This is a genomic window from Mesorhizobium sp. BR1-1-3, from assembly GCF_020165455.1.
GTDB classification, from domain to species: Bacteria; Pseudomonadota; Alphaproteobacteria; order Rhizobiales; family Rhizobiaceae; genus Mesorhizobium; species Mesorhizobium ciceri.
This window is the reverse complement of the sequence record NZ_JAIUIC010000014.1, coordinates 110,141-132,295: the sequence shown is the minus strand read 5'-3', so window position 1 is coordinate 132,295 and position 22,155 is coordinate 110,141. Positions and strand designations below refer to the sequence as shown.

General features: G+C 61.1%; 24 protein-coding genes. 11 read left to right on the top strand and 13 right to left on the bottom strand.

Translation table 11 applies throughout. The features are described from left to right. Positions 1–90 precede the first annotated feature (90 nt). Genes LB559_RS26830 through LB559_RS26820 form a run of 3 tightly spaced genes read right to left on the bottom strand, consistent with a single transcriptional unit; the run spans position 91 to position 1,910 of the window. Positions 91–570 carry a DUF4262 domain-containing protein gene (locus tag LB559_RS26830; protein WP_224675382.1) on the bottom strand — a complete coding sequence of 160 codons (480 nt, stop codon included), beginning with the start codon at positions 568–570 and terminating at the stop codon, positions 91–93. Next, a complete protein-coding gene (maiA, locus tag LB559_RS26825) occupies positions 560–1,210 on the bottom strand; it encodes a maleylacetoacetate isomerase (protein WP_024503824.1) in 651 nt (216 codons plus the stop codon). The genes LB559_RS26830 and maiA overlap by 11 nt, the downstream gene beginning before the upstream one ends. Before the next feature lie 4 nt (positions 1,211–1,214). Continuing rightward, positions 1,215–1,910, bottom strand: coding sequence for a fumarylacetoacetate hydrolase family protein (locus LB559_RS26820; protein ID WP_024503825.1), 696 nt, complete (start codon positions 1,908–1,910; stop codon positions 1,215–1,217). 175 nt (positions 1,911–2,085) lie between these two features. Here LB559_RS26820 and LB559_RS26815 point away from each other — a divergent pair, with 175 nt between their 5' ends. Continuing rightward, positions 2,086–2,769 (top strand): response regulator, encoded by a 684-nt coding sequence (locus LB559_RS26815; protein ID WP_024503826.1) that lies wholly within the window; start codon positions 2,086–2,088, stop codon positions 2,767–2,769. 35 nt (positions 2,770–2,804) lie between these two features. Here the strand turns inward: LB559_RS26815 and LB559_RS26810 are convergent, their stop codons facing one another. Beyond that, positions 2,805–4,145 (bottom strand): hybrid sensor histidine kinase/response regulator, encoded by a 1,341-nt coding sequence (locus tag LB559_RS26810; protein ID WP_224675381.1) that lies wholly within the window; start codon positions 4,143–4,145, stop codon positions 2,805–2,807. A gap of 14 nt (positions 4,146–4,159) precedes the next feature. Beyond that, positions 4,160–5,344, bottom strand: coding sequence for an FIST signal transduction protein (locus tag LB559_RS26805; protein WP_050592709.1), 1,185 nt, complete (start codon positions 5,342–5,344; stop codon positions 4,160–4,162). A gap of 263 nt (positions 5,345–5,607) precedes the next feature. Between LB559_RS26805 and LB559_RS26800 the strand changes: the two genes are divergently transcribed. The 5 genes from LB559_RS26800 (at position 5,608) to LB559_RS26780 (ending at position 12,535) form a co-directional block, all read left to right on the top strand. Beyond that, entirely contained in the window at positions 5,608–6,105 is a 498-nt protein-coding gene (locus LB559_RS26800; protein ID WP_013531265.1) for a (2Fe-2S)-binding protein, read from the top strand. A gap of 113 nt (positions 6,106–6,218) precedes the next feature. Next, positions 6,219–8,567: a xanthine dehydrogenase family protein molybdopterin-binding subunit gene (locus LB559_RS26795; RefSeq protein WP_013531266.1), complete on the top strand. Its 2,349-nt coding sequence runs from the start codon at positions 6,219–6,221 to the stop codon at positions 8,565–8,567. A gap of 113 nt (positions 8,568–8,680) precedes the next feature. Continuing rightward, positions 8,681–9,478 (top strand): FAD binding domain-containing protein, encoded by a 798-nt coding sequence (locus LB559_RS26790; protein ID WP_224675380.1) that lies wholly within the window; start codon positions 8,681–8,683, stop codon positions 9,476–9,478. Between the two features lie 407 nt (positions 9,479–9,885). Further along, positions 9,886–10,908 carry an acyltransferase family protein gene (locus LB559_RS26785; RefSeq protein ID WP_013531268.1) on the top strand — a complete coding sequence of 341 codons (1,023 nt, stop codon included), beginning with the start codon at positions 9,886–9,888 and terminating at the stop codon, positions 10,906–10,908. A 247-nt stretch (positions 10,909–11,155) separates the two neighbouring features. Beyond that, positions 11,156–12,535 carry an OFA family MFS transporter gene (locus LB559_RS26780; RefSeq protein WP_013531269.1) on the top strand — a complete coding sequence of 460 codons (1,380 nt, stop codon included), beginning with the start codon at positions 11,156–11,158 and terminating at the stop codon, positions 12,533–12,535. Between the two features lie 259 nt (positions 12,536–12,794). On the opposite strand, the gene LB559_RS26775 is transcribed toward LB559_RS26780, so the two are convergent. From LB559_RS26775 to LB559_RS26765, 3 genes are all read right to left on the bottom strand, one after another. Next, positions 12,795–13,292: a GNAT family N-acetyltransferase gene (locus tag LB559_RS26775; RefSeq protein ID WP_224675379.1), complete on the bottom strand. Its 498-nt coding sequence runs from the start codon at positions 13,290–13,292 to the stop codon at positions 12,795–12,797. Further along, positions 13,289–14,047 carry a copper homeostasis protein CutC gene (locus LB559_RS26770; RefSeq protein ID WP_411970122.1) on the bottom strand — a complete coding sequence of 253 codons (759 nt, stop codon included), beginning with the start codon at positions 14,045–14,047 and terminating at the stop codon, positions 13,289–13,291. The genes LB559_RS26775 and LB559_RS26770 overlap by 4 nt, the downstream gene beginning before the upstream one ends. Before the next feature lie 97 nt (positions 14,048–14,144). Continuing rightward, complete coding sequence (locus tag LB559_RS26765; RefSeq protein WP_224675377.1) at positions 14,145–14,576, bottom strand: cupin domain-containing protein; 432 nt, start codon at positions 14,574–14,576, stop codon at positions 14,145–14,147. Positions 14,577–14,800: 224 nt separating this feature from the next. Here LB559_RS26765 and LB559_RS26760 point away from each other — a divergent pair, with 224 nt between their 5' ends. From LB559_RS26760 to LB559_RS26750, 3 genes are all read left to right on the top strand, one after another. Further along, positions 14,801–15,289, top strand: coding sequence for an Hsp20 family protein (locus tag LB559_RS26760; RefSeq protein WP_013531273.1), 489 nt, complete (start codon positions 14,801–14,803; stop codon positions 15,287–15,289). A gap of 152 nt (positions 15,290–15,441) precedes the next feature. Next, positions 15,442–15,813, top strand: coding sequence for a hypothetical protein (locus LB559_RS26755; protein ID WP_224675376.1), 372 nt, complete (start codon positions 15,442–15,444; stop codon positions 15,811–15,813). Beyond that, complete coding sequence (locus LB559_RS26750; protein ID WP_318014184.1) at positions 15,713–16,156, top strand: DUF982 domain-containing protein; 444 nt, start codon at positions 15,713–15,715, stop codon at positions 16,154–16,156. The genes LB559_RS26755 and LB559_RS26750 overlap by 101 nt, the downstream gene beginning before the upstream one ends. 504 nt (positions 16,157–16,660) lie before the next feature. Here the strand turns inward: LB559_RS26750 and LB559_RS26745 are convergent. Further along, the gene (locus LB559_RS26745) at positions 16,661–16,909 is read right to left on the bottom strand and encodes a hypothetical protein (RefSeq protein WP_024503835.1); all 249 of its coding nucleotides are present in this window, start codon (positions 16,907–16,909) and stop codon (positions 16,661–16,663) included. 664 nt (positions 16,910–17,573) lie between these two features. Here LB559_RS26745 and LB559_RS26740 point away from each other — a divergent pair. Next, complete coding sequence (locus LB559_RS26740; RefSeq protein ID WP_224675375.1) at positions 17,574–18,893, top strand: tyrosine-type recombinase/integrase; 1,320 nt, start codon at positions 17,574–17,576, stop codon at positions 18,891–18,893. A gap of 154 nt (positions 18,894–19,047) precedes the next feature. Here LB559_RS26740 and LB559_RS26735 read toward each other — a convergent pair whose 3' ends face one another. Continuing rightward, positions 19,048–19,362 (bottom strand): multiprotein-bridging factor 1 family protein, encoded by a 315-nt coding sequence (locus tag LB559_RS26735; protein ID WP_224675374.1) that lies wholly within the window; start codon positions 19,360–19,362, stop codon positions 19,048–19,050. Positions 19,363–19,451: 89 nt separating this feature from the next. On the opposite strand from LB559_RS26735, the gene LB559_RS26730 reads away from it, so the two are divergent. After that, the gene (locus LB559_RS26730; RefSeq protein ID WP_224675373.1) at positions 19,452–20,114 is read left to right on the top strand and encodes a hypothetical protein; all 663 of its coding nucleotides are present in this window, start codon (positions 19,452–19,454) and stop codon (positions 20,112–20,114) included. 36 nt (positions 20,115–20,150) lie between these two features. Here LB559_RS26730 and LB559_RS26725 read toward each other — a convergent pair whose 3' ends face one another. The 3 genes from LB559_RS26725 to LB559_RS26715 form a co-directional block, all read right to left on the bottom strand. Then, positions 20,151–20,363: a helix-turn-helix transcriptional regulator gene (locus tag LB559_RS26725; protein WP_224675372.1), complete on the bottom strand. Its 213-nt coding sequence runs from the start codon at positions 20,361–20,363 to the stop codon at positions 20,151–20,153. Between the two features lie 315 nt (positions 20,364–20,678). After that, the gene (locus LB559_RS26720) at positions 20,679–21,020 is read right to left on the bottom strand and encodes a hypothetical protein (protein WP_224675371.1); all 342 of its coding nucleotides are present in this window, start codon (positions 21,018–21,020) and stop codon (positions 20,679–20,681) included. A 203-nt stretch (positions 21,021–21,223) separates the two neighbouring features. Further along, positions 21,224–21,499, bottom strand: a complete 276-nt coding sequence (locus tag LB559_RS26715; protein ID WP_224675370.1) for a hypothetical protein — start codon at positions 21,497–21,499, stop codon at positions 21,224–21,226. Positions 21,500–22,155: the final 656 nt, after the last annotated feature.

Genomic DNA, 22,155 nt, shown 5'->3' with positions numbered 1-22,155 from the left:
GTAACTCCAAATAATTTCACGGACCACGCGCATCGAAGCGCGAAGATAGCCGATTCCTTGGCGCGGCGAGTCCGAAATTGATGCCGTCGATCAGGCCTGGGACGCGGGAGCCGTGTCGAGCAGCGGCTGCCAGGCTCGGAACCAGTCGTCGGCCTCGGCGTCCCATGGCCAGATGCCTTCAGTCGTCGGAAAAATCAGCTGCACGACACGGAAATCCGGGCCGTCGTAGAACCAGAGATCCCAGCCGAAATGCTCGGGGTAGTGCTCGATATGAACAGCGTCGAACTGGCAGTCGAAGTCTTTGACGAAGCCGGACGTTCGCTGTCCTGGTTCGAAAACCTCGCCTGAGTGGACCCGTCTGCAATACTCGTTGATGATGGACTGCGAGATTTCAGGCCTCAGACCTATCACGACCAATTCTGGAGCCCCGAAATTGTGCTCGATACCGACTGAATAGGCGAAGGGCGCCAGGTCGCCTTCCTCCAGCACGTACAGGATATGGCAGCCATAGGCCTCGATGTCGGCAAGCACCTTTACTTCCTCTGGATCGGTGGCTTCTCTATTCGGCATCGATCTGGTTCTGGGGCGCCGCTTTCTGGAAGGCCGGCAGCGCCATGCAGGCGGCGTTGATGCGCGCGATCGTCGGGTAGGGCGTCAGATCGACGCCAAAGCGGGCATTGCTGGCAATCTGTGCGGCGAGGCAGATGTCAGCCAGACCCGGCGCGTCGCCATGGCAGAATGTTCCGGTCTCCGCCGACAAGGCCAGGATCTTTTCAAGCGGCTGAAAGCCCTCGTTCACCCAGTGGCGGAACCAGTTGACGACGTCCTCGTCGCCGGCGCCGAACAGCGTGCGCAGCGAGGTCAGCACGCGCAGATTGTTCACCGGGTGGATGTCGCAGGCGATCATCTGCGCCAGCATTCTGACCCGTGCCCGACCGGCCGCATCCCCTGGCAATAGCGGTGGTTCCGGGCTGGTCTCGTCGAGGAATTCGATGATCGCCAGCGATTGCGTCAGCAGCGTGCCGTCGCCGAGCACCAGCGCCGGCACCAGCCCTTGCGGATTGACCGCGAGATAGGCTGGTTCGAGGTGCTCGCCATGGCGCAGATGATGCGGGATGTAGTCGTAGCTCAGCCCCTTCATCTCCAGCGCGATCCGCACCCGGTAGGAGGTGGAGGAGCGATAGTAGTTGTGCAGGACGAGTTTGCTCATGCGCTCACTTCGGCTGGCCGATGGTTATTTCGATGGTGCCGATGCCGTCGACGCCGCCGGTCATCGTGTCGCCGGGGCCAACCGCGCCGACGCCTGCCGGCGTACCGGTGAAGATCAGGTCGCCGGGCTCGAGCTCCATCGCCTCGCTGCAGATCGACACGATATCCGGTATCGGCCAGATCAGTTCGGCGAGGTCGGCATCCTGCCTGACCTTGCCGTTGACGGCGAGCCAGATGCGGCCCTTCTGTGGGTGGCCGGATTCGTGCGCTTGCACCAACGGGCTGCAAGGGGCGGAGCGGTCGAAGGCCTTCGACCAGTCCCAGGGCCGGGCGGCCTTCTTGGCCTCGTCCTGCAGATCGCGGCGGGTGAGGTCGATGCCGACACCATAGCCCCAGACATGGTCCAGCGCCTTGTCGCGGGGAATGCGGAAGCCGGCTTTGCCGATCGCGGCCACCAGTTCGATCTCGTGGTGCAGATTGGCCGTCAGCGGCGGGTAGGGGATAGCGGTGCCGGAATCGACCACCGCGTCGGCCGGCTTGGTGAAGAAGAAGGGCGGATCACGCTCGTCATTGCCGAATTCGCGGGCATGCGCCGCGTAGTTGCGGCCGACGCAGTAGATACGGCGCACCGCAAAACGATCGGACGAGCCGGCAACGGCCACCGATGCGGTTGCGGGCAGGGGAAGGACGAATTCTGTCATCAAGGGTCTCTGCTTGGTTGCCGGAACATTCGACCGATTTGGGGGCCTGGACAAGGCGATTTGGTCGAGAAAGTGCCGGCGGCACTTTCCGCCGGAGATGGCGATATACTATTTGGCAATAATCTGGCCATGGTGGAGAGGTTATTCTAATCGCTCACGAACTGAAATGAACCCCATGACCGCAACCCACGATCGCGCCCGGTTCCTGATCATCGACGACCATCCGCTGTTTCGTGAGGCGCTGCACAGCGCCGTGCAGATGGCCTATCCGGAAGTCGACACGGTGGAGGCGCGCTCGATCACCGAGGCGCTCGATCTTCTGGCCGATGCCAAGCCGTTCGACCTCGCGCTTCTCGACCTCTCGATGCCCGACGTGCACGGTTTTGACGGCCTGCTGCAACTCCGGACCCGCTATCCGCGCCTGCCCGTGGTGATCGTCTCTGGTTACGAGGAGCCGAAGATCATTTCCGAAGCGCTGTCCTATGGCGCTGCCGGCTTCATCCCGAAATCGGCGCGCAAGAGCGACCTCGCCGCAGCCATCCGCTCGGTGATGGAAGGCGCGATCTATGTGCCGGAGACCTATGAAGGCCGGCCGCCGGACGCCGACAGCGCCGACCGCGCCGACATGGTGCAGCGCCTGTCGACGCTGACGCCGCAGCAACTGCGCGTGCTGCAGATGCTGCGCCAGGGCCTGCTCAACAAGCAGATCGCCTACGAGCTGCAGGTGGGAGAGACCACGGTGAAAGCGCATGTGTCGGAAATCCTGCGCAAGCTCAATGTGTACAGCCGCACGCAAGCGGTGATCGAGGTGTCGAAGCTGGACAATGCGGAGTTGTTTCGCGATCAGGCTGGGTTTTGAGCTTTTACCCTGCCGTTCAAGGGGAGGGTATGAAGCTAAGCCAGCAAATGCGCCAGCAGCGCCCTTAGTTGGGCCGGCTTCAGCGGCTTGCGCATCAGTTCGATGCCGCCGGAGCGGGCGGCCTTGGCGACGGCTTCCGAACTGTCGGCGGTGACGATCAGCGCCGGCACGGCGCGGCCGAGATAGTCGCGGACTTCGGCGATGGTCGTGGTGCCGAGATCGCCGCCGTCGAGATGCTGGTCGGCAATGACGATGTCGGGCACCCAGTCGGTGTCGCCAAGCATGTCGAGCGCATCGTCGGTCGAGGTCGCGGCCCGCACCATGCATTGCCAGCGTTCGAGCAGGAAGGTCATGGCTTGCAGCACTTCGATATCGTTCTCGACCAGCAGCACCTTGGTGCCGAACAGGCCATAGCCGCGCGGCCGTTCCATGTCGGCAACGCTGGCGATGGCATCGGCTGGCGCACCGATGCCGACGGGTACATCGATGTGGAAGATCGTGCCGCGTCCGACCTTCGACGAGAATGTCACGGGATGACCGAGCGCGCTGGCCATGCGGCGCACGATGGCGAGCCCGAGCCCGAGACCGCCACCGTCCAGTTCGGCATTGGCCGGCGAGGTGCCGCGGTGGAACTCCTCGAACACCGCCTCGCGCTGGTCGTCGGGAATGCCGCAGCCCGTGTCGGCGACGTCGATGCGGATGGTGTCGCCGCGATGCCTGGTGCCGACAAGCACGCCGCCCGAGCGTGTATAGCCCAGCGCGTTGGAGAGAATGTTCTGCAGGATACGGCGCAGCAGCGTGCGGTCGGAGCGGACCACCGCATGGACCGGCCGGAATTTCAGCGACAGGCCTTTCATCTCCGCCACCGGCAGGAAATCCGAGCGGAGCGACGAGAACAGCGCCTCCAGGCTGACGTCGCTTATGTCGGGCTGCACCACGCCGGCATCGAGCTTGGAGATGTCGAGCAGGGTTCGCAGCAGGTCCTCCATCGTCTCCAGCGAGCGCTCGACCTGCCGCACCAGTTTCTTGCCCTCGTCGCTGGTCTGAACTTCGGCGAGCGCCGAAACCGAAAGGTGGGCGGCATTCAGCGGCTGCAGCACGTCGTGACTGGCAGCGGCGAGGAAACGGGTTTTTGACAGGTTCGCCAGTTCGGCGTTTTCCTTGGCGGCACTGAGGTCAATGTTCGACTGCTCCAGCCGCCGCAAGGTCGAGTGAAGTTCCTCGGTACGTGTACGCACCCGGTTTTCCAGCGAGATCGTGGTCTGGAACAGCGAAAAGGCGTTGCCTTGCTGGTCCATCGAGCGCTCGACGCGGCTGACCAGTGCCGCGTTGATCTTCTTCAGCTTTTCAAGATCGTTTATGTCCCTCAGCGGCATCTTGTTGCGCCGTCCTATTCCGCCGCCTGGCGCTCGCCGAAGGCGATGCCGGTGAAAGTCTGGTTCAGATGCATCGACCGGTACTGTTCGCCATAGGTGCCGAAGCCGATGACATTGTTGACCCGGTAGAGTTCCGAGATCTCGCGAAACACCTGCCGATTGCGTGCGTCCAGCCGGCGCAGCACGCAGTCGAAGCCGAGGATCATGTCGATACCGCCAAGCCTCTCCTCGACGTCGCGCAGGGCGGCGCGCGTCGATTCGACCATGTCCTTGGGCTGAGCGATCGACAGCACGACGCCATCGTCTATGGCGCAGAAGAACGACAGCGAGCCGTCGGCATGCATCTTCTGGATCGACCGGCAATAATATTGTCCGCCCACCTTCACCACCACGGGATGCGAGGCGAAGCTCAGTGGCGTCAGCATCTGCGCGACGATGCCGACGGACGCGGCATATTCCTGCGCCGCATTGGTGGCGTTGAACTCGCGCACGATGCGGTGATCTGGATCGGAAGCCGTCACCACCAGTTTCTCATCGGTGGGAACGAAATTGTCGGTCTTGAAGACATGGAAGGGAATTTCGGTCGATATCAGCACGATGATGGCGCTGTCGGAGGTGACCTTGCCGTTCGAGATCAGGCGCGTCGTCTCGAATTTCAGATCGTCGCCGGCGGAGCCGCCAAGCAGCGGAATGTCATCGAGACCCCAGTGGATGGCTGAACTCACCGCTTCTTCGGCATAGGAGAGCCCGTCGATGAAGCAGAGCGCGAAAGTGCCTTTGGTCCGATCGCAACCGAGGCGCGCGCGCAGCGATCGCCGCAGGGTCTCGACCTCGCCGGTGATCCTGTCCATACCCGACGAGGACAGATTTTCGACCATCACGCTGACGGCGGTAAACGCGGTGGACGGAAGCAGCATGGCCAGCACATGACCATCCTCGAGACCTTGCGGCGTGATCTCGCCGGCAGTCGAGCAGCCGGCGTGGTGGAGCGCCGGCGCGTGGGTCATGAGCGCCTGGGAAAGGGCGCTGGCTTCGACCAGGCTCTGGGAAAAGAACAGCAGGGCAAAGCCCGCGTCGATGGCGGCTGCTTCCAGTGCGATCGCCTTGGCGAACGCCTCCATGTCGGGCTCGTCCGTGGTGAGCGCCGACAGGCCGCATGCATAGCGCGTCTGTGAATTGGCCAGCGATGTTCTCCGCATTTCCTCCGACGCTTTTTTGTGCGCGGCTGTTTTAAATGCTTCTGGCGCGCGGGCGTCGACCGACATTGTTGCCTTCAATCGGCGGTTTGGCAATGGGGCCACCGGCACCGCATGTTTGGGGGCGGCCATGACCGAAAGTACAATGTGCCGCGTTTGCGACGTGCTGTTTTTTGTCCGATGTGCGGTGTACCAATAACGCATGGCCGATGCGCCAACGCCGCGTTGGCAACGTGATGACCAAGGTTGATACCCAGGGAGGGACCATGTCGGACGTTTCGTTGATGGTGAACGGAAAGCGGGTCAGCGGTGCTGCCGAGGACCGAACACTTCTGGTTCACTTCCTGCGGGAAAATCTCGGCCTTACCGGCACGCATGTCGGTTGCGACACCTCGCAATGCGGTGCCTGCGTCGTCCACGTCGACGGCAAGGCGGTCAAATCCTGTACGATGCTCGCGGTGCAGGCCTCCGGCTCGACCGTGTTGACGATCGAGGGCCTGGCCAATGGCGCCGACCTGCATCCGGTGCAGGCCGCCTTCAAGGAACATCACGGGCTGCAGTGCGGCTTCTGCACGCCGGGCATGATCATGACGGCGACCGACATGATCGGCCGCCACCCCGAAGGGCTCGACGAGGCGACGGTGCGTGCCGAGCTCGACGGCAACATCTGCCGCTGCACCGGCTACCACAACATCGTCAAGGCGATCCTCGCCGCATCGACGACGATGAAGGGGTCGAAGGGTAAGGCGAAACAAGCGGCTTGAACGAGGCAGTAGGGCAATAAGGCAGTAGGGCAGTAGGGAATCGGAGCCAATTTTTCCCTACTGCCGTACTGCCCTACTCACCTACTCCCCTACAATCTCGGGAGGAATTTCTGATGGGCATTGAAGGTGTTGGCGCTCGGGTCGCGCGCAAGGAAGACAAACGATTCATCACGGGCGCCGGCCGCTATGTCGACGACATGGTGGTTCCCGGCATGAAGCACGCCGCCTTCGTGCGCAGTCCGCACGCGCATGCGCAGATCAAGAAGATCGATGTGAAGAAGGCCCAAGGCATGCCCGGCGTCATCGGCGTGCTGACCGGCAAGGAACTCAAGGCCGATGGCATCGGCAATCTCATCTGCGGCTGGATGATCCACTCCAAGGACGGCTCGCCGATGAAGATGGGGGCATGGTCGCCACTCGCCTTCGACCGGGTCCGTTATGTCGGTGACGCCGTCGTCATTGTCGTCGCCGAGACCAAGGGGCAAGCGCGTGACGCCGCCGAGGCGGTCGAGATCACCTACAAGGAGTTGAAGGCCGTCGTCGACGCCTCCAAGGCGATGGACAAGGGTGCGCCGCAGATCCACCCCGAAGCGGACAACAATCTGATCTTCGACTGGGACATCGGCAATGCCGACGACACGGAAGCGGCCTTCGGGAAGGCAGCCCATGTGGTCAAGATGGACATCATCAACAACCGGCTGGTGCCTAACGCCATGGAGCCGCGCGCCGCACTTGGCCATTACGACAAGGCCGAGGATCACTACACCTGCTGGACGACCTCGCAGAACCCGCATGTGGCGCGGCTGGTGATGAGCGCCTTCTACAATGTCGCGCCGGAAAACAAGCTGCGCGTGATCGCGCCCGATGTCGGCGGCGGTTTCGGCTCGAAGATCTACATCTATCCCGAAGAGATCGTCTGCCTGTGGGCGTCGAAGAAGACCGGCGTGCCGGTCAAATGGGTGGCTGACCGGACCGAGAGTTTTCTGACCGACGCGCATGGCCGCGACCATCACACCCATGCTGAAATGGCCTTTGACAAGGACCACAGGATCCTCGGCCTGAAGGTCGAAACCCAGGCCAATCTCGGCGCCTATATGTCGCTGTTTTCGTCGGCGACGCCGACCTACCTCTATGCGACGCTGCTGTCGGGCCAGTACAATATCCCGGCCATCCATGCCAATGTGAAGGCGATCTATACCAACACCGCGCCCGTCGATGCGTATCGCGGGGCAGGGCGGCCGGAAGCGACCTTCGTCATGGAGCGCATGATGGAGACGGCGGCCCGCCAGTTCGGCGTCTCGCCGGCCGAGCTGCGGCGCAAGAACTTCGTCACAGCGTTTCCGCATCAGACGCCGGTCATCATGTGCTATGACGCCGGCGACTATGCCGCTTCGCTCGATGCGGCAATGAAGGCGTCGGATTATGCCGGCTTTGCCAAGCGCAAGGCCGCCGCCGCCAAGAAGGGGCTGCTGCGCGGCATTGGCATGAGTTGCTACATCGAAGCCTGCGGCATCGCGCCGTCTGCTGCCGTCGGCTCGCTCGGCGCCGGTGTCGGCCTTTGGGAATCGGCGGAAGTGCGCGTCAACGCGGTCGGCACGATCGAGGTGCTGACTGGCTCGCACAGCCACGGCCAGGGCCATGAGACGACCTTCGCGCAACTGGTCAACGAGCGCTTCGGCGTGCCGCTCGATTCGGTCTCGATCGTGCATGGCGACACCGACAAGGTGCAGATGGGCATGGGCACCTATGGCTCGCGCTCGGGTGCAGTCGGCATGTCGGCCATCGTCAAGGCCCTCGACAAGGTCGAGGCCAAGGCCAAGAAGATCGCGGCACACCTGCTCGAAGCCGACGAAGGCGACATCGTCATCGAGAACGGCGCACTGAAGGTGGCCGGCACCGACAAGAACGTGCCGTGGTTCCAGATGGCGCTGGCCGCCTACACTGCCCACAACCTGCCGGGCGGCATGGAGCCCGGGCTGAAGGAGACGGCGTTCTACGATCCGTCGAATTTCACCTTCCCGGCGGGCTGCTATATCTGCGAGGTCGAGGTCGACCCGGAAACCGGCGTCACCGAGATCGTCCAGTTCGTCGCTGCCGATGATTTCGGCAACATCATCAACCCGATGATCGTCGAGGGCCAGGTGCATGGCGGGCTGGCGCAAGGCATCGGCCAGGCGCTGCTCGAAGGCGCCCATTATGACAATAGCGGCCAGCTTTTGACCGCGAGCTACATGGACTACACCATGCCGCGCGCCGGCGATCTGCCGTCGTTCAAGGTTTCGACCTCGAACACGCCTTGCCCGGGCAATCCGTTGGGGATCAAGGGCTGCGGCGAGGCCGGCGCCATCGGCTCGCCGCCGGCGGTGATCAACGCCCTCACCGACGCCATCGGCAGCAACGATCTTGCCATGCCGGCTTCGCCGTCCACCGTCTGGGCCGCGATCCGCGCAACGAAACACTGAAAGCGAATAGCGAATAGGGAGTAGCGAATAGGGAAGAGAAGGCGGTGCGACGGGATAGTTCCTATTCGCTATTCGCTACTCCCTATTCGCCCTTTCACACAAGGGAGAATTCCATGTACGCAGTCAACTATCACCGCGCCGCCTCGGTCGCCGATGCTGCCAAGCTGGTCAAGACAGGCGACGCCAAGCTGCTTTCGGGCGGTATGACGCTGATCCCGGCGATGAAGACGCGGCTTGCCGCGCCGTCCGACCTTGTCGACCTGTCGCGGATCGCGGAGCTGCAGGGCGTCAAGGTGTCGGGCAAGACCGTCACCATCGGCGCCGCGACCACGCATCACGCCGTTGCCAATGACGAGAAGCTGAAGAAGGCCTGTCCGGCGCTTGCCCATCTGGCGTCACTGATCGGCGATCCGGCGGTGCGCCACAAGGGGACGATCGGCGGCTCGATCGCCAACAACGACCCGGCGGCCGATTATCCGGCGGCGCTGCTGGCGCTGGGCGCCACCATTATCACCAACAAGCGCGAGATCGCCGCCGACAAGTTCTTCAAGGGTCTGTTCGAGACCTCGTTGAAGGAAGGCGAGATCGTCACCGCGGTCACCTTCACCGCGCCGGCCAAGGCGGCCTATGAAAAGTTCCGCAATCCGGCATCGCGCTACGCCATCGTCGGCGTGTTCGTTGCCAAGGGCAAGGATGGCGTCAGCGTCGCCGTCACTGGAGCCGGCGATGACGGCGTCTTCCGCTCGAAGGAGATCGAGGCAGCATTGGCCAAGAATTTCGCGGCTTCGGCACTGGAAGGTGTGAAAGTGCCGGCGAAGAATCTGATGACCGACATCCATGCCTCGGCCGATTATCGCGCCAATCTGATCACGGTGATGGCCAAGCGCGCGGTTGCGGCAGCCAACGCCTGAGAAACTGTTTGGAAACTCTACTCCGGCGGCCATCTGATGGCGTTTTCTGTGCTTCCGGTGCTCACGTACCAAAAGTACGCTCCGCTCCGGTTCTCGAAACCACCACCATATGACTCGCCAGGGCGAGTTTCGAAACAGTTTCTAATACGATCAGTCGCAGACAAGGAAAGGGGGCCTCCGTGGCCCCTTTTTTGTCGTGCGGCGGCCTGCATCCGTTCAGTTGCTGCTGGCATGGCCGCCGCACTGCTTGAAGCAATTCCGGCCGATACATCGCCCGGACCTGATCCGGCAGCAATCTCGCACTTGCACAAATTCATATTGCACTGCAATATGGACTGGGCGGGAATGCGAGCTGGGTTCGAAATGTACCGTCGTACCCTTCGCATACCTATTGCGAGAGGATCGGCATGACCGACATTTCCGCGACGCATGTCGTTCCGTCCCGATCCGCCGCCGACAGATCAACCAGAACAAGACTGGCCTATCTCGACGGCTGGCGCGGGCTTTCGATCGCGCTGGTTCTGATCGGCCATTTCTTTCCGGTTCCGGGAATCAATCTTGGCGTGCTGGGCGTCGAATTCTTCTTCGTGCTCAGCGGCCGGCTGATGGGCGAGATCCTGTTCATCGAACGCTACCCGCTGAAAAAATTCTTCAAACGTCGCTTCTCCCGCATCTATCCGGCTCTTCTGGTCTTCGTAGTCGTCGCGATGATCGCGCTCTCCGGCACGTTCCTCGCCTTCAAATGGAAGGCCGCGCTGACGGCGCTGACATTCACCTACAATTATGCCGGCATTCTCGTGGCTCGGGCAGGGGCGCTCGACCATATCTGGTCGCTCTGCATCGAGGAGCACGCCTACATCATCCTGGCGCTGATCAGCGTCATCGTCTCAAGTCGCTCTCGCGTGGTCGTGCTGCTCCTGGCGCTGGCCTTGCTGGCCATGGCCAATGGCGCGGTTTCGTACTGGGTCTTGGGGATGGACTACGAAACCACTTATTGGCGCACGGATGTGCACATCGCGTCGATCCTCCTGTCGGCTTCGATCTGCCTGCTCAAGGCCGACGGCAGGCTGCCGGCGTTTTTGAGAGGCAAGCATGTGGCCCTGGTGGCAACGGTCTGTGCCGTTGTCCTGTTCCTGGATCGGGTGCCGACGCCGATGCACTATCTCTTCGCGGTGCCGCTGCTGGCTCTGGCCGTCAACGCACTCGATTTCAGCCCACGGTATTTTTCCGGATTGCTGTCGTCCTGGCCGATGGCGACGCTGGGGCTGTGGTCGTACTCGCTCTATTTATGGCAGCAGCCGTTCTACAAATTCGTCTATGAGCAAGGCAGCGCGCCGATACCGATGCTGGCCGCGGTCTTCGCTTGCGCGGCCTGCAGCTACTACCTCATAGAGCGCCCGGCGCGCGAATGGCTCAACCGCAACTGGTGAATGCCGTCGTGCCCGGCCAGATGATCGTGAGTGCAGGTGGAGGGATCGCGCTTCATAAGCAGACAGTCAATTAATTGTTTCTAATCTAACTTTCGGGAAAGCAATGACCTGCTTTCCGATATGGGCCAGTCTCATTAGACATTGGTCGTATGGCAGGCATTCCTTATTGCCTCGCCGGCTTACCCGCCTAGTTTGTTTGCAGGACACATCTGAGAAGATGGTTCGAAGACGCATCTGGGAGGATGGAATGGATACGACCGGGGAAAGGGCGGGCGGCTGGCTCGACCGCTCACGCACCGTCGCCGAGCCTGGCTTCAGCAGGTGGATGGTGCCGCCGGCGGCGCTCTGCATCCACCTTTGCATCGGCCAGGCCTATGCGTTCAGCGTTTTCAACTTGCCGATGTCTAAGCTGATCGGCATCACCGACTCGGCGCCCGACGACTGGAAATTGACCGGCCTCGGCTGGATTTTCTCGATCGCGATCCTGTTCCTGGGCATTGCGGCGGCGTTCGGCGGTGGCTGGCTGGATCGCGTCGGTCCGCGCAAAGCCATGGTCGCTTCTGCCTGCTGTTTCGGCGGCGGCTTCATTGTCTCGGCGCTCGGCGTCTATCTGCACCAGTTGTGGATCATCTATCTCGGCTACGGCGTGCTGGGCGGCATCGGTCTCGGCCTCGGCTATATCTCGCCGGTCAAGACGCTGATCACCTGGTTTCCGGACCGGCCGGGCATGGCAACCGGCATGGCGATCATGGGCTTCGGCGGCGGCGCCTTCATCGCCTCGCCGCTGTCGGTCTATCTGATGAAGCTGTTTTCGACGCCTGAGCACATCGGCGTCGCCGAAACCTTCCTGGTGCTGGGCATCGTCTATTTCGTCTTCATGCTGATCGGCGCCGTTATCGTCAGGGTGCCGCCGGAGGGCTGGAGGCCTGCCGGATGGACGCCGCCGGCGGCACAGAATGCGATGGTGACGACGTCCAATGTCCATCTCGACGATGCGTTGAAGACGCCGCAGTTCTGGCTGCTGTGGGGCGTGCTGTGCCTTAATGTGACGGCAGGGATCGGCGTGCTCGGCCAGGCCTCGGCGATGAGCCAGGAGATGTTTCCGGGACGCATCACGCCTGCCGCTGCCGCCGGCTTCGTCGGCCTGCTGTCGATCTTCAACATGCTCGGCCGCTTCTTCTGGGCCTCGACCAGCGATTATATCGGCCGCAAGACAACTTATGCCATCTTCTTCGCGCTGGGCGTCGTCCTCTATGCGGCGGTGCCGTGGACCGGCCAGACCGGCAGCGTTTTCCTGTTCGTGCTGTTCTACGGGATCATCCTCAGCATGTATGGCGGCGGCTTCGCCACCATTCCCGCTTACCTGCGCGACGTCTTCGGCGTGCGTTACGTCGGCGCCATCCATGGCCGATTGCTGACCGCGTGGTCGGTGGCGGGCGTGCTTGGCCCGGTGCTGGTGAATTATATCCGGCAGTACCAGATCGACAGCGGCGTTGCGAAGGCCGACGCCTACACGGTCACCATGTACATCATGGCCGGCCTGCTGGTTGTCGGCCTCCTGCTCAACCTGATGATGCGGCCCGTCAATGCGCGCTTCCACATGAAGACCGAACCAGCGGTGGCTTAGAGTCAGTTCCATCCGATAGAATCGGGATGGGCTCTATCTTATTGTTTGAGCATGATCTTTTCCGAAAACCGGAGTCCACTTTTCGGGATCAGCTCTGAGGAGACCGACCATGGCGCAAGACAACGAGAATTCGATCAAACTCACGCTGGCCTGGCTGCTGGTCGGCATCCCGTTGGTCTGGGGGTTCTGGATGACGCTTGTGAGTGCGACAGCCCTGTTCCAGTAGTCCTCATCTTCGTGCGCAGATCTGCCTGGTCTGTCAGGCGCTGATCTGCCTGGCGTAATAGCGCACCGCTTTCTTGCCGCCATGGATGACGGCGTCGCCGGCCTCGACGAAGCCGAGCGCGGCGTGAAAGGCATCCGAGGCGGGGTTCGGCGGGGCGGTGTTGACTTCGCAGGTGACCAGCGTGTGGCCGGCGCGCTCAACATGGCCGAACAGGTCCTGATAGAGCCGGCGGGCGTGGCCGCGGCCGCGTGCGTGCGCCGCCACGACGACCCGGTCGACATAGACGAAGCGCTCATAGCGTTCGCGGAACCACAGGAAATTCGGGCTGTCGTAGCGGGCGTCCTGGTCGAAGGTCATGATGAAGGCTTCGAGATCGCCGATGCGCCTGGTGTAAAATGCTTCGCCAAGCAGGAAGGACAGCCGCTCAGCCTCCAGCCACGACAGTTCGGCGGCATGCTCGTTGTTGAGCGCCAGGATCGCCGCTTCGTCTTGGGCCGATACACGGGCTATCGGGGCAGGGGTCGAGGTCATGCCTTGGCTGCCGCGATCGTTGCCGCTACCAGCGGTGTGTCGGTCAGCGTGTTGCGGTACTCGCGATCGAGATCGGAACCACCCATGCCGACATGGGGATTGCGGTAGTCCATGGCACTCGGCACATCCTTGAGGGCGGCAAAATGCATTTCGGACAGGCCGGTTCTGCTGCGCACTTCGGCAATGTTGTGCAAATCCAGTCCGCCGCAGCCGAGGATGACGATGCGGTCGCCGGCCTGCCGCACCAGATCCGCCAACAGCGGCAAGCCTTCGATGGCAGTGTCACGCTGGCCGCTGGTCAGCACGCGGCCGACCTTGCTGCGGATCAGCGATTCGAGCGCCTCGGCCGGCTCGCGCGTCATGTCGAAAGCGCGATGGCAGGTGACGTTCAAGGGGCCGGCCGCCTGCGTCAGTTCGCTCATACGCGCCTCGTCCATGGTGCCATCGGCGTTCAGGCAGCCAAACACCACGCCGGGCACGCCGAGTTCGCGCAGTGCCGAGACATCGGCCAGCATCGAGGCATATTCCGTCTCACTGTAGAGAAAATCGCCGCCGCGCGGCCGCACCATGACGTGAAACGGCACGTTTGCCTGCTCGATGGCGGCGCGGATCGTGCCGAGGCTTGGCGTAATCCCGCCTTCGACGAGGCTGGCGCACAGTTCGACCCGGTCGGCGCCGGCGGCTTGCGCCGCGAGAAGACCGTCAATGCCTTCGACACAGATTTCGATCAGCGGCAGGCGGAGAGCTTTGGTCAAGGGGCGATCCATTCCATGATTTCCCGGCCAGCCCTACCACCGCGCCGGTTGCTGCGAAAGCGCGAACAGACTTTCGCGCCGGGCACGGACTTCGCGGTTATTGGCGCAATTCCGTGTTCTTGGCGCCTTGCTCGACCTGATCGATCACCAGAAGCTTCACCTCGATATCACCGATATTGGTGGCCTGATGCCACTGGCCGATCATTTCGATGATGAAATCGCCGGCCTTGTAGGTGTTGCTGTCGCCGGTCTCGACATTGGTGACCTTCAGCGTGCCGGCCTGGACATAGGCATAGCGCGGGAAAGGGTGCCTGTGGACCGGCAAGGTCGCGCCCGGCGCGATGTCGTAGGTCGAGACCAGCACCTGCACGTTCTTCTGCGGCAGCGTGATCGGTTGGCCGGACGCGGTCGTCGTGCGCGACGCAAGAGGGGTCACGACGACAGGCGTGCCGCTGCTGTCCAGCGCGTGGGCCGGGTTCGCGGAAAAGGCTGCCGCGAGCAGCAGTGCTGACATCAAAATTTTTCGCATGATTCGCATCCACCCCTGGCGTCAACATCGCGCAGTGGCCACCAGCACGCAAGGCAGCGCCTTGGGCACCTGCCTGCCGGCCAAAAATATTTTTGTCGCCCCTCTTGAAGGAAAAAAACACGATTACCAGATCGTTTTCCGTCGAGGCTTCGGCTCGACATACTGGCGTCGCAGCGACGCTGCGACAGCCTCGTAATCCATGTTGCTTCACGGAGGATATGGCTATGAGAAGCTCTGATTATACCCCTCTTTACCGCACAACGGTCGGCTTCGACCGTCTCTTCGATATGCTCGAAAAAAGCGTACGCTCCGACTGGCCTCCCTACAATATCGAGAAGACCGGCGAGAACGACTATCGCATTACGATGGCTATCGCCGGCTTCGCTCTCGATGAGGTCGAACTCATGCAGAACGGCCCCGAATTGTCTGTCGTCGGCCAAAGGAAACCCGACCAGGAAAATCGGGAGGTCCTTCATCGCGGCTTGGCGACGGGCAACTTCAAGCAGGTGTTCAAACTTGCCGACCACGTAAAGGTCAAGGCGGCCAACCTCGAGAATGGCTTGCTGTCAGTGGACCTGGTCCGCGAAGTGCCCGAGGAACTCAAGCCTCGGCGCATTGAGATAGGGTCCGAAGCCAAAGCGGTTTCGCTCGAGCAACCCGGCAAGAAGCAGTTGATCGACTCGGATGCGGAGCCTCAACGCGAGGTCGCCTGATTCCCTGGACCTAAATCTACGGTCCGCCTCCCGGTTCGGCCGGGAGGCACAGATCGCGGAGAATGGAGATGAGAACCGACACTTACAGTTTTCACCAACCTGAACCGAAAAATCTTGCCGCGGAATCCGCCGGATTGCGGACGCCGGATGATGTGCTGAACGAGGAGACGATGACGATCGGTGCAAAGCGGGCTTTGCTCGCTTTCTGGGCTTCCGACGTTCATGCGGTTCCTGACAATCCCGCGTTGCGGCAATTGGACAACGGCGCCATCGTGGAAGTCAGCGACATACTTCGCGCACTCCGCCTTCTGGACGAAACCGGGCGGGAACCGCGTGTTTCAAAGGAGTCGGGAACCGTCAGCCTGTCTTTCGACCGACGCCGCAAGAAGAGCCGGCTCGGTTGGATGCGGCGCCCCTGGCGAGATGACGATGATGATCCGCCGCCAATCCCGGCCTTTGCAACGGTGCCGCCCGGGCGTGGAGGCGGCGGCATGTTGGCCGAGCCGGAGCATGCAATCGCATGATGACCCGAACCAACAACAACCCACGTGCGGAATGGAGGATCACATGAGTTACAGGACGTTCGACCGACCGGTCCTGGTCAAGAATGGCGAGTTCGTTCAAGAAATAGGGTGCCTCGACGATGCGTTCGACTTCTTTGACGAGTGGCCAAGGGAGCGGCGGGGTCCGATTTTCGAAACGGCCTTTCGAGCTTGCCAGCGTGCTCACGACGGCCAGGTTCCGCTGACGGTGGCGCGCGATGCCGTCGCCGGCTTCGCAAGATCCGTCAAAATCTTGCAGGACCCGCTTGCCCAATTCCCTTGGATGGACGGCACAAGGTCAGGTCGTGGTGGGGTAACCGCTTAGCCTTGATAAGGGGCGGCGCCATCAGGATGGTTCGGCTGCATGGTCGTCGTTTCCGCATCGCTACAAGGTGAGCTGCCCTGCCAGCTCACCTTTGGCGGGCGGTTGTTGTTCGAGCCGTTAGTACGGTTTTTTGGCGGGCGCGTCCGCGTCGCCATCAGCGGCATGCGACACTCTCGCAGATTATGCCACGGCCCTCAGCGGAGGCTCCGCCATTGTCCCCAGGCCGTCGCATTCCGTGCAGGCACCCGTCTTTCCGGGGCAGCCACCCCGATGGGTTCCCTGCGGGCAGCAGTGCCCGTTTGACGCATACCATTTGGAGCAGTCGAAAATCCTGCCGCTGCCATGACAGCGCAGGCATTCCATATTTGATGAAATCATACCCAATTCTTGCCCAACCCAAACGCACTCGCCCCATGCCGCAAGTAACAGGAATCATTGCGCTTTCAAGCACACTGCCCTGACTTAAATTGGGGGGATCGACGGATGGCCGGCATCGATGGCGAACTATCGTTGCGCCGTAATTACGTTGCTCGTGAAAACCTTGCTCGTCACAAGCCGGGTTGGGCATTGGTCGGCACCAGCAGGCTGCGCCGCCTTGTCCGGTTCCTTGTCGGCAGTGACAGCGACTACGTCGCCGGGCTGCGCGTTGGCGGCCTGTGTGGCCGTGGACGCGAAGAGGACCGTCTGAGTGATGAGAGCCGAAACCGCGGCAACCTGGACCAGCACGGCGGCAAGGGCGATCTTCTTGAGCATGCGAGAAAACGCTTTTTGGCGCTCCCGGTTCCCCCATTCAGGTTTTCGGCTTGCTGCGGGAACAAGGGACCGGCAGTGCGGTTAACTCGATTATGCCGAGCAAGATCAAAGAACCACCATCGAAGCCCGAACCGGAGAAGCTACCTGTCCGACGTCGGGACAAAGAAGCCCCGCCAGAGCTTGAACATGTCGACCCGCCACCACGAGATGTGCGAGAGGCACCGGCACCCAACCCGAACGGTGACAAGAGATGAAATCCTGATGAGATCGCGGTGAAGAGATCGCCGTGATCGAAGCGCGCTGCATAGCGGCGCCAGGTCAAGTTGAGGATCAACCTGCGGCTGCCTGCGGTTTTCCAGACATGCCATAGATCAGCCCCTATGGGCGACCTGACCGTCTCAACGCTTTGAAGAATTTGGCTCCCCGGGCCGGATTCGAACCAGCGACCAACCGGTTAACAGAGGGTTTCCAATGCGACTTGGTGGACCAGCGTGCGACAGCCTGAATTTCTAAAAATTCTATTGATAACAACTAATTAGCGTTTCATTCCGTCGCGACCTGTCGCAGCCGGTATCGACAAAGCTCGTGGTTTTCTGTAGATTATTCTGTAGATCACTTACGGAACCCGGGCAAGCCGGTTGTAGCAAGATTGGTCGCTGGACAGATGCCGAAACTCGAACTCACCGACAAATTCTGCCAGGCCGCCAAGGCCGGCTCCGGCCGGAAAGCCGACTATTTCGATACGACCGTAAAAGGTCTTGTGCTGCGCGTCTCGGCGGGTGGGCAAAAGACCTGGTTCGTGGTTTACGGGCCGCCCGACAAACGGCAATGGTTGAAGCTCGGCACCTATCCCGAGACACCGCTCGGCACCGACAAGGGTGCTCGCCAGAAGGCCAAGGACACTCGTGCAAGCGTGCAAGAGGGCGGCGACCCTGTGGCCGCCAAGAAGGCGCACGCCGCCTCGATGACCGTCTCTGATTTGGTTGAGAGCTATCTCACCCGCCGGGCATCATCGCGGCGGTCGGTCGATGAGATTGCGCGCCGGCTGCGCAAGAATGTGTCCGGCTATGACGCTGACGGAAAGAAGGTCGAGAAGGCATCATCTGGCTGCATCGGCGAGGTGAAGCTCGCAGACCTGCATCGTCGCGACATCACCAAGGCGATCGACGCGGTGAAGGACCGGGGCGCGGCCGTTGAGGCGAACCGGGTGTTCGAGGACATTCGCGCCATGATCCGATGGGGGCGCGGTCGTGGCGATCTGGACAGCAACTTGACCGAAGGTATGGCGAGGCCGACTGAAACGGTCGAGCGCAACCGCGTGCTGACGGCCGACGAGATCAAGACGATGTGGGCAGCCTTGCCCGAAGCCGACATGCGGGAAAGCACCCGCCGCATTCTGCGCCTGTGCCTGGTTTCCGGACAGCGTGTTGGCGAGATCGCCGGCATGGAGCACGGCGAACTGGACTTGACACGCGGCCTTTGGACGATACCAGCCAGGCGCGCGAAGAACGGCCGCGACCATGTTGTGCCACTGTGCGAAATGGCAATCCGGATCATCGGCGATCAGATCGCAGACGTGAAGACGCTGTCGGAGCGCAAGGGCAGGGCGGTACCGCCTTTCGTTTTTCCTGGACCGGGCGGCCGTGCAGCCGTCACCGGCGCATCTGTCCCGAAAGCAGTGAAGCGAGAAGAGATCAGCAAGCGCGGCGTGGCAATGATCATGGGCATTGCACCGTGGACGCCGCATGACCTACGGCGATCTGCTGCGACGGGCATGGAAGAAATCGGCATTTCGCCGTTCATCGTCGGGCAAGTGTTGAACCACGTTTCGGTGACCAAGAGTACGGTCACGTCGCGGGTATATGCGCGCTACGACTATATGAGCGAGAAACGGGACGCCTTGGAGCTTTGGGCCGATCGGCTTGCCGGCATTATTGCAGGCAAGGGCAACATCGAACCTCTGCGAGCGAAGGCAGTTGCATGAACCGGTCTGCCCAGTCGTCGTTCGACCCGAATCTTTCCTGCTGCTCACGAAGTCTTCGCGGTTGATCTTGATCCCTCTGACTGCCGCCGCAATCGAATGATTGTCGGCTAATGGACGCGCTTTGCCTTGCCTACCGGGAGCTACTTCACCGATCCTACGTCCTTTCGGAACGCCGTGACAGACGCACGCCGACACCACCGCCATTTTCAGGAATGAACTCGATGCCGGCATTCTCAAGCGTTTTTTGGAGGAGGTATCGCGTTCCTGTTTGAGGAACAGAACGGTCGTTTTCGAAATTGCGAATGGTAACAGCACTCGCGCCGGAGCGGGTGGCAAGGTCCTCTTGCGTCCATTTCAGCAGCGCTCGTGCGGCGCGACATTGAGCAGAATCCATGTCGCAAACTGGTAATAACTCATGAAAATCGCAAGCTTTTTCGGAAAACGTTGACAGTGGCTTTCTAAAAACCAATAATCCTTTCGTTTTCAGAAAGCGGCCGCACCGAATGCGCGAACACTCGATGCGGCCTCACCACACCCCAGCTGTTAGGAGCTCGGATCATGGCTGATTCCAACAATAGCATGAGTGCGTTTTTCGTCACCCGGCGGCGCTTGCTAGCGGGTGCGGCCACGGCCGCGGCGGCATGGCCCTTCCAGGTAAAGTCGCGGGCCGCCGAACTGACGGACGGCAGCAGCGCGGCCGATCCTGCTCTTCGTCTGTGTGGTAACTGGCAAAAGATCCACGATGAGACACTGGCGCTGTGCCGCGAACAGCAGCGGTTGGAGACACACCTCGCCAGGACGGTCGGCTTTCCCTGCGCCAAGCTGCGGCTTGCCGATGGTACGGACGTGACGCTCCATTCCATCGAAAGCCTGAACGATGCCTACTCGCCTGAAAACGAAGTAGAATGGGGCAGGGCGCTTGCGGATTTTGCGGCCCACCAGGCGCGCTGGGACGCTGCTGATGATGAGATCGGCTATTCGAGAACAGACGAACTGATCCGGCAATCGGAAACAGCCGAAAGCGCACTTCTGGATGATCTACCGGAGACAGCGGCCACGTCCATCGAAGGCATTTTGGCCAAGCTCAAGGTCATCTTGCGTGACGGTGAGCACTGGGAACATCCAGACGATTTCCCCTGGCCGCATATCCGATCTGTGCTGGGTGACCTCTCGCGCCACCATGAATATGGATCCGGCGACGCCATGACCGCTGCGTTTTGATAAAGGCCAGCCTTTCGCGCAGGGCGGATCACCTCATCACAACTTGTCGCCCTGGTCTTGCGGCCGCCACGAAGCGGGATTGACGATCCAGCGGCTGATGGCGGATTCGTGCCATCCGGCGCCGTGGATACTGATCTGGATCTGGGGTGGGAACGTACCTTCGGCGATCTTGCGGTAGATGGTGGACCGGGACAGACCGGTCCGGGAAAGGACGGTTTTCAGGCGAATGATACGGTCTGGTTCGGGCATGGTCGTGCTGCCTCCTACTGGCTGTTTCTGGCTGCTGCTGATCCAGAAAGGAGAGACAGTTACGGGCGCGCAAGAGGGCTTTGCTCATCGTCGTAGCCCGACGTAGAGACGGCGGCAAATAGGACGGGTCTAAAGTCCAATGCCGCGGCCTCGGCTAAGGTCGTGATTGAAGGCGAGTTCCAGGCCGAAACGAAGGCCTGACACTGAAGAAACCCTGCCAGGAGACGGCCCATGTGCGCCAGAGTCCAGTTTGCCTGGGGTTCTTGGAAGCTTTTCGAACTTTCTGCCTTGCGCCTCCGGCCGAATTGCGTGGGCTTACTCAGGACGTTGGGGCGGCTGAACTAGCTGCGGTGCAAACTTGATCGAGATGCTCATCTGGGGTTCGAGCCGATCGACCGTATCGCCGACGTTCAGCATGGGGGCAAAAATCTTTCTCGCGGTGACTAGCCCGGCTACTTGAAACTGGAGCTTTTGTCGCGTGCGCTGAGTCGGGTTGCCAATGAAATGGCTGCTCTTGAAGATCCCCAGCCCGAGGCTGCCGGCCCGCTCCGGCGGTGCTGGCTCTTCACGTCCGAAGAGGCAGCGATGCCAACCGCCGTTGCCATGGCGGGGACGATCCAGCGCGTCGTCATCGTGGTCGGACCGCTCCGGCGTCAACGCCAGCGGATCCGCCAGTCCTGATCAACGGAGGTCCGATAGGAGGGTCCCTTCTTCGATAGCGTTGAAGGGCGTGATCCGGCGACCTAAAGCGCGTTGCGCTGAAGCGGACTTATGCGACGCACTTTAGGTTCTTTTTTCTATTTGCATGTCGTCCTCTGACAACCGAGGTCAATTTTTAGGCGACATGCATTACGCGCGTCCTAGTTGTGGCCGCCGAGCGTGTTCACGGTCGCGCAGAACGCGGTGAATGGCTGCATTACCTCACCCGCGCACTCACCCTTCATCTGTGCCTGCTTTTCGGCCGGCATGGAAAAAAAGATGCGCTCAAAATCAACCCGAGGCCTCATGGTTTTCATGCTGGAGTCGGTGAAGAACGGCATCATCGTGTCCGGCTCATCCAATGCCCCGGCCAAAGCATGGCCACCAAAAATCGAAAGACTGAATGTTGCAGCGAGACAGATAGCTTTGATGTTCATAAGAAATTTCCTCTCGTGTTAAACGGTTGCCCCAACGACAATCACGTTGGAATTCACAAGGTAGCATCTTCCCGGCTACAGTATTTCCGATGGGCACGGTCTTTTCTGCCTGAACGATGCTTGTGAGAGGGCAACTCGAAGCTGGTTTGGGAACATCAAGACAGAATGACTCCGCCGCCTATGACCTGCTGAACACGCAGCATCAACTTCCTTAAGCATGGATTTCGAACAACGTGCCTGTTCGCTGACGCCGACATCATCCCGGTTGTCAAACCGGTCAAAAAGCTATTCGCCGATGCGAAGACGGTGGCATTAGCACCGAGATCGAGGAAGAAACTGTTAGCGGGCTCGAAATGCAGGGAGCAAGAGACGACGGCCCGAGTGCAAGCCAACCGGAGCACGATTGAAATGGCGCGCCGATCATTCCAGATCGGAAAGATCGCGCAAGCCTTGAGACAGCCTGGTCCATACGGATAGACATAAGGATTATATCTAGGTAGGGGGAGTTCGAATACATGATGTAGACTGGTGAACTCCCGTAGAGTTGAGCACCTTGCCTGCCCGAATATTCTGAGCCCGTACTCGCCGAGGGTTTATCGGATAGGGTCGGAGCAGAAACGCGGAAGTCAGGGGTCCTGTTGGTCCCGCTACCGCCG

Excerpts from the sequence above, each read along its gene's own strand:
- LB559_RS26750 (WP_318014184.1), top strand. The coding sequence starts at position 15,713 with ATGACGATGATGATCCGCCGCCAATCCCGGCCTTTGCAACGGTGCCGC.
- LB559_RS26785 (WP_013531268.1), top strand. The coding sequence starts at position 9,886 with ATGACCGACATTTCCGCGACGCATGTCGTTCCGTCCCGATCCGCCGCC.
- LB559_RS26815 (WP_024503826.1), top strand. The coding sequence starts at position 2,086 with ATGACCGCAACCCACGATCGCGCCCGGTTCCTGATCATCGACGACCAT.
- LB559_RS26780 (WP_013531269.1), top strand. The coding sequence starts at position 11,156 with ATGGATACGACCGGGGAAAGGGCGGGCGGCTGGCTCGACCGCTCACGC.
- maiA (WP_024503824.1), bottom strand. The coding sequence starts at position 1,210 with ATGAGCAAACTCGTCCTGCACAACTACTATCGCTCCTCCACCTCCTAC.
- LB559_RS26725 (WP_224675372.1), bottom strand. The coding sequence starts at position 20,363 with ATGCCCGAACCAGACCGTATCATTCGCCTGAAAACCGTCCTTTCCCGG.
- LB559_RS26760 (WP_013531273.1), top strand. The coding sequence starts at position 14,801 with ATGAGAAGCTCTGATTATACCCCTCTTTACCGCACAACGGTCGGCTTC.
- LB559_RS26765 (WP_224675377.1), bottom strand. The coding sequence starts at position 14,576 with ATGCGAAAAATTTTGATGTCAGCACTGCTGCTCGCGGCAGCCTTTTCC.
- LB559_RS26820 (WP_024503825.1), bottom strand. The coding sequence starts at position 1,910 with ATGACAGAATTCGTCCTTCCCCTGCCCGCAACCGCATCGGTGGCCGTT.
- LB559_RS26775 (WP_224675379.1), bottom strand. The coding sequence starts at position 13,292 with ATGACCTCGACCCCTGCCCCGATAGCCCGTGTATCGGCCCAAGACGAA.
- LB559_RS26800 (WP_013531265.1), top strand. The coding sequence starts at position 5,608 with ATGTCGGACGTTTCGTTGATGGTGAACGGAAAGCGGGTCAGCGGTGCT.
- LB559_RS26830 (WP_224675382.1), bottom strand. The coding sequence starts at position 570 with ATGCCGAATAGAGAAGCCACCGATCCAGAGGAAGTAAAGGTGCTTGCC.
- LB559_RS26715 (WP_224675370.1), bottom strand. The coding sequence starts at position 21,499 with ATGAACATCAAAGCTATCTGTCTCGCTGCAACATTCAGTCTTTCGATT.
- LB559_RS26740 (WP_224675375.1), top strand. The coding sequence starts at position 17,574 with ATGCCGAAACTCGAACTCACCGACAAATTCTGCCAGGCCGCCAAGGCC.
- LB559_RS26730 (WP_224675373.1), top strand. The coding sequence starts at position 19,452 with ATGGCTGATTCCAACAATAGCATGAGTGCGTTTTTCGTCACCCGGCGG.
- LB559_RS26790 (WP_224675380.1), top strand. The coding sequence starts at position 8,681 with ATGTACGCAGTCAACTATCACCGCGCCGCCTCGGTCGCCGATGCTGCC.
- LB559_RS26805 (WP_050592709.1), bottom strand. The coding sequence starts at position 5,344 with ATGCGGAGAACATCGCTGGCCAATTCACAGACGCGCTATGCATGCGGC.
- LB559_RS26795 (WP_013531266.1), top strand. The coding sequence starts at position 6,219 with ATGGGCATTGAAGGTGTTGGCGCTCGGGTCGCGCGCAAGGAAGACAAA.
- LB559_RS26745 (WP_024503835.1), bottom strand. The coding sequence starts at position 16,909 with ATGCTCAAGAAGATCGCCCTTGCCGCCGTGCTGGTCCAGGTTGCCGCG.
- LB559_RS26810 (WP_224675381.1), bottom strand. The coding sequence starts at position 4,145 with ATGCCGCTGAGGGACATAAACGATCTTGAAAAGCTGAAGAAGATCAAC.